At 49.7% G+C, this 596-nt stretch carries 1 pseudogene; it reads right to left on the reverse strand.

Going from position 1 to position 596, the window contains the following annotated elements:
* Nucleotides 1-308: 308 nt before the first annotated feature.
* Nucleotides 309-470, reverse strand: a pseudogene (locus H4J77_RS19840) (ATP-binding protein); the annotation flags it as partial.
* Nucleotides 471-596: the final 126 nt, after the last annotated feature.

The following is a 596-nucleotide window of genomic DNA, read 5'->3' on the forward strand; positions in this document are numbered from 1 at the left end:
AAGCGCTTCGATTTCAAATGTCCTATCGAAGTCATGAGCGAAGTGATGCAGAAAGCCTTGGCTATGCAATATGATGCTCCTGCGTCAATTCAATAACCGTGTTGCACTCAGCTCCTGCAACCGCCCTTTCATTGAGTGCATACTAAGTCATGCTAATGAATCATCTGACCTCGTCCAAGGTTCAGTGGCCCGTCAGTATTTGCAGCCCTCTATGGGAGCCTTGGTTATAAGGCCTAGAGGTGTCTACTAAACTAGGGGCTATTAACTGCTTATTGTTAGCGTGAGAAGCTCTAGAAACCTCGGAGAAATCAACCTTGCTGACTGACAGCCTTAGGAAAACTCAGGTGAAAAGCAGTCGCACTCTCCTTGGACGTGCACCAAATTTCGCCATTGTGCGCGGAAATTATTGACCTCGTAATCGCCAGGCCTAGCCCGGCATTGCTAGGATCTCCGTCACGGCGAGCAGGGTCGGTGGTCTCAAGGACCAAGTGCAACAACTGAGATAGAGTGTTGCCATGAGAACCTATACGCATTTAACCACTGACGAACGGGTCGCCTTGATGCTGATGCAAGGCCAAGGATTGAGCCTACGCTCC

It is taken from the genome of Pseudomonas sp. 5Ae-yellow, assembly GCF_014077575.1.
In the GTDB taxonomy this organism is placed as follows: Bacteria; Pseudomonadota; Gammaproteobacteria; order Pseudomonadales; family Pseudomonadaceae; genus Halopseudomonas; species Halopseudomonas neustonica.